Origin of the sequence: Blautia sp. AF14-40, from assembly GCF_003479665.1 — a bacterium.
GTDB lineage: Bacteria > Bacillota > Clostridia > Lachnospirales > Lachnospiraceae > Fusicatenibacter > Fusicatenibacter saccharivorans.
The window spans coordinates 1-3,439 of record NZ_QUHK01000072.1 but is presented as its reverse complement, the minus strand read 5'-3'; the positions used below and the strand labels follow the sequence as shown (position 1 = coordinate 3,439).

Here is a 3,439-nt window from a genome sequence, read left to right as displayed (position 1 = left end):
TCTGTGTAAAAGTAACGGGAAAGGGTAAGTTAAAGTCATTGATTGCATACAAGACTTTTTCCACGTTCCAGATACCCGTGTAGCTTTTAATCTTTTTCAAGTTCTTTCAGCTCCTTTCAAAATAGAAAAGGACAGCCATTTTCAGACTGTCCCTTAAAAGAGAAATACGCTGTCAGTAGCAACAATGCTTGTCGCTGATCTTCCAGCGTTAGTATGGTATCTCGCACATACCCCGGCTTGTTTCAATAAAGCAACCGCCCATATCCAAATCTCGCCCGTAGGCTTCATAGTCAATATAGTTCTGTAAGCTGGGTGGAATATCTCCTAGTGCCTGCAATTCGTCTATGTAGTAGTAGGCAACGTCTGTCATGGTTTCACAGTCGGGATAATAATAAATATCGTCCTTATGTTCCACGACTTCTTCCAGCGTCCCGTAGTGGCTGATAAATTCGTCCAGACATTCTACGATATAGTCGGGAAGTTCCTCTATCATTTCATACATCTCATTGAGTTCTTCAATGGAAACATACTCGCCAATCGCAATCGGAAAGTTGTCGGTATCATGGATAGCGTATTCCTCATACTGCTCATTCAAGCCGATTTTTTCTTTTACATCTTCCTCGTCAATGGGAAATGTGAACCAAGCACCGACTAAATAGCCCTCATTGTATTTGCCAAGATTAGCAATGTAAACCGCCATATCATCAATCATAAGCACCACCTCTTTTCCTACTCTGGGAGTTCAAAGATACCGTGTTCCGTTACTAAGAATTTCCCGTGTTCCTGCAAGTGAGAAGCGTAGGCTTCAAAGTCAAAGTAATATTCTTGACAGTCCTCGGACAAATGTTTAAATGTCGGGTCGTTCATCAGCTTTTGCCTTGCAACATCTATCATGCTTTTGCAGTCTGGATAAACGGTAATCACGTTCCTGCAAATATAAACTGCTTCTAAATTCTCAAATACCGTAAGTAGTGATACATATTCTTCCTGCATATCACTTGAAAGCTGGCGGTACATAAAATCTAATTCGTTGAGCTGATACACGCTGGTATGTTCGTGAACTTCATCAGCATAAGGCAACACCTTTTCGATAATGCGGTACTCTTGACTTTCCGCACCGACACCTAACTTTTCTTCAAATTCTGAAACATCTATCGGCAGGTCGAACCAGTATGACGTTGTTTCTTCGCCAGTTGTTCCTCTCGTTTCCACCAGCACCCTTGTTTCCTGCATTGTTCCTCACGTCCTTTCTGTTGTTTCATCACATCTTTTAAGGTCTGGTACGACATACCAAACACATATTTAGAAAAATCTTCTAACTGTCTTTCTTCATAGTCGGCAGGGTTCAGTCGTTTCATTTCCTGCCACACCTTACGCTTGTAAGAGGGCAGGTCGGAAATGTATTCACAGCCAACTTTTGCCTGCATATCCTTAAAAATATCGTTCATTTCATCACTCCAATCTGAAATTTTGGTAAGAAAAAAGCAGTCAATCCTAAGACTAACTGCTTTGTGTATAGGTGTATAAAATTATCATATTTTCCTAATGATTTATAACTGTTTATCAAAATACATAATTGCAATCAGTTCAAGCAAATTACGCAAACCAATAAAAAGTTCTCCAAAAAGAATTACTCGGTCAAGTGTAAACATAATTTGAATATCTATAAATAATGGTACTGATGTTGCAATCGCTAATAATATAATCAATGTCCAATTTGCTATATTAGCAGACTGATTTGCTTTTAGCTGTATCGTCAACCAGCGTTCATCACCCTTATATTCAACTTGCTTTTTTGCTTTCAATATATAAAGCCACAACGTTGCTCCTAATGCTAAAACAAGAAAAATCAAGATAATAATTTGCTCATTCATACTATTTGTCCTCCCTATGCTCGAAAACTTCACCAATAGAAACACCAAATACTTCTGCAATTTTAAATGCCAATTCTAATGACGGAGTATATTTATATTTTTCTATTGATATAACTGCTTGTCGTGAAATTCCAACTTTTTCAGCTAAATCTGCTTGTGTCCAGTCCCTTTCAGCACGTAAAACTTTAATTCTGTTCCATATCAAAGTTATCGCTCCTCTCCAAAATATAATGTACTGATTACTTTTAATGTAATGTATTCATTACATTTTGTCAACACAAGAATACATATAGAATTATGATTTAAAGCAAATTTTCAATTTTTATTTTTTAAATTTCTGTTCTAACATTCATAATTGATAATACAATATAAATCCTATGCACCGATAATCTTATTGAATAGCTCTAACAGTACATCTTTCACACCGCCAGCGTTGAATACCAAGCCGACAGCAATCAAGGCAACTACCAAGAAGCCGATAAGTTTGGAAAACTCACGCTTGAAACCTAAGTAGATACCGATAACCACAATCGCCATAAGCACTAAGCTCTGTGCATTGCTTAAAAACCAAGTGTATAAATTTTGTCCGAAATTCATTTAATTGTCCTCACTTTCTTTTAATTGTTTCATTTCACAGTCAGCTTCTTTGCCGACATTCAAAATACACATCAAGACTACGCCGATACCCATTCCTATAGATACCAGCAGGAAGTCTTTTAATAATACCCACATTTTTTATCACTCCTAACTTTCTACTAAATCTTTTGCAGTGGTCGTCTGCTGTTTGATTATCATTTCATGCTTTTCTGTGAGCTTTGCCTGCTGTTCGATTGTTTCCATGTATTCTGTACCGTTTCCTTTATCAATCTTTTTCGGCATTTTCAAGGTCGGTGCTACCTGCCGTTGTACCCAACGCAATGTGCGGTCTAAAGTATAAGGCTCTGGCTTTGTCGTCAGCTTCAAGCTCTGTCTGTTATCGCCAATAAACCAAGCCCAACGGTCATTGAGTTTCCAGTCATTTTTGCGTTTGTCTGGTTCTTCATCAACAAACCGAACATACTGGTTGATGATAGAAAAAGCGGTCTGTTCTGCGTCATAATAGGTCAGCAAATCTCGTACTGCATAATAGGCACGTTCATTTCTAAGCCGTAAATCAAAACGGTTGATAATATCGGCTTCTTCAAGCGGTGTCCCTAACTTGACGTACTGCTCATAGTCCTTTTCATAGATACAGAAATACACATCTGATTTCAGCGAACCAAGATAAAGGGTACGCCCCATATATTCTCTGTCGTCCTCTCTGTGCTTGATAAGCTCGCCCGACTGGTAAAACTTATAGCTTCTGGACTTTCCAATATATTCCCGTTTCCTGCATTTTTCCGCAAGCTCTGGAATATCCAAAATACCCGTATGGTCGTTGATAGCAAGGTCGATACGCTTCATCACGCCACCGTCTACGAGTGCGTCCATGAAGAAGTCATACCAGCTTCTTTGCTGTGCCAGCAGGTAACTTTCAAACTGCCTGCAACCACGCCCCTTTAACTCTAAAAGGACACCTTTTTCTT

At 38.8% G+C, this 3,439-nt stretch carries 9 protein-coding genes; all 9 read right to left on the bottom strand.

Translation table 11 applies throughout. From position 1 onward, the window contains the following. Positions 1-100 (bottom strand): TcpE family conjugal transfer membrane protein (locus tag DWW13_RS17995; protein WP_232869371.1); only part of this gene is annotated, 100 nt, incomplete at its 3' end. Positions 101-208: 108 nt separating this feature from the next. Then, complete coding sequence (locus tag DWW13_RS17990) at positions 209-712, bottom strand: antirestriction protein ArdA (RefSeq protein WP_002323345.1); 504 nt, start codon at positions 710-712, stop codon at positions 209-211. A gap of 17 nt (positions 713-729) precedes the next feature. After that, on the bottom strand, positions 730-1,233 hold the full coding sequence (locus DWW13_RS17985) for an antirestriction protein ArdA (RefSeq protein ID WP_117762160.1): 504 nt from the start codon (positions 1,231-1,233) through the stop codon (positions 730-732). Then, entirely contained in the window at positions 1,152-1,448 is a 297-nt protein-coding gene (locus DWW13_RS17980) for a conjugal transfer protein (protein WP_117762159.1), read from the bottom strand. Before DWW13_RS17980 ends, DWW13_RS17985 begins: the two co-directional genes overlap by 82 nt. A gap of 102 nt (positions 1,449-1,550) precedes the next feature. Continuing rightward, the gene (locus DWW13_RS17975) at positions 1,551-1,874 is read right to left on the bottom strand and encodes a hypothetical protein (RefSeq protein ID WP_055061723.1); all 324 of its coding nucleotides are present in this window, start codon (positions 1,872-1,874) and stop codon (positions 1,551-1,553) included. Position 1,875: 1 nt separating this feature from the next. Further along, entirely contained in the window at positions 1,876-2,079 is a 204-nt protein-coding gene (locus DWW13_RS17970) for a helix-turn-helix transcriptional regulator (RefSeq protein ID WP_117762158.1), read from the bottom strand. Positions 2,080-2,249: 170 nt separating this feature from the next. Continuing rightward, positions 2,250-2,471: a hypothetical protein gene (locus DWW13_RS17965; protein ID WP_009265886.1), complete on the bottom strand. Its 222-nt coding sequence runs from the start codon at positions 2,469-2,471 to the stop codon at positions 2,250-2,252. Next, positions 2,472-2,606: a DUF3789 domain-containing protein gene (locus tag DWW13_RS17960; RefSeq protein ID WP_117762157.1), complete on the bottom strand. Its 135-nt coding sequence runs from the start codon at positions 2,604-2,606 to the stop codon at positions 2,472-2,474. It abuts the gene before it with no gap. 12 nt (positions 2,607-2,618) lie between these two features. Further along, positions 2,619-3,439 (bottom strand): replication initiation factor domain-containing protein (locus DWW13_RS17955; RefSeq protein ID WP_147398339.1); only part of this gene is annotated, 821 nt, incomplete at its 5' end.

Coding starts and splice junctions, on each gene's coding strand:
- DWW13_RS17990 (WP_002323345.1), bottom strand. CDS start 712: ATGATTGATGATATGGCGGTTTACATTGCTAATCTTGGCAAATACAAT.
- DWW13_RS17965 (WP_009265886.1), bottom strand. CDS start 2,471: ATGAATTTCGGACAAAATTTATACACTTGGTTTTTAAGCAATGCACAG.
- DWW13_RS17975 (WP_055061723.1), bottom strand. CDS start 1,874: ATGAATGAGCAAATTATTATCTTGATTTTTCTTGTTTTAGCATTAGGA.
- DWW13_RS17980 (WP_117762159.1), bottom strand. CDS start 1,448: ATGAACGATATTTTTAAGGATATGCAGGCAAAAGTTGGCTGTGAATAC.
- DWW13_RS17985 (WP_117762160.1), bottom strand. CDS start 1,233: ATGCAGGAAACAAGGGTGCTGGTGGAAACGAGAGGAACAACTGGCGAA.
- DWW13_RS17960 (WP_117762157.1), bottom strand. CDS start 2,606: ATGTGGGTATTATTAAAAGACTTCCTGCTGGTATCTATAGGAATGGGT.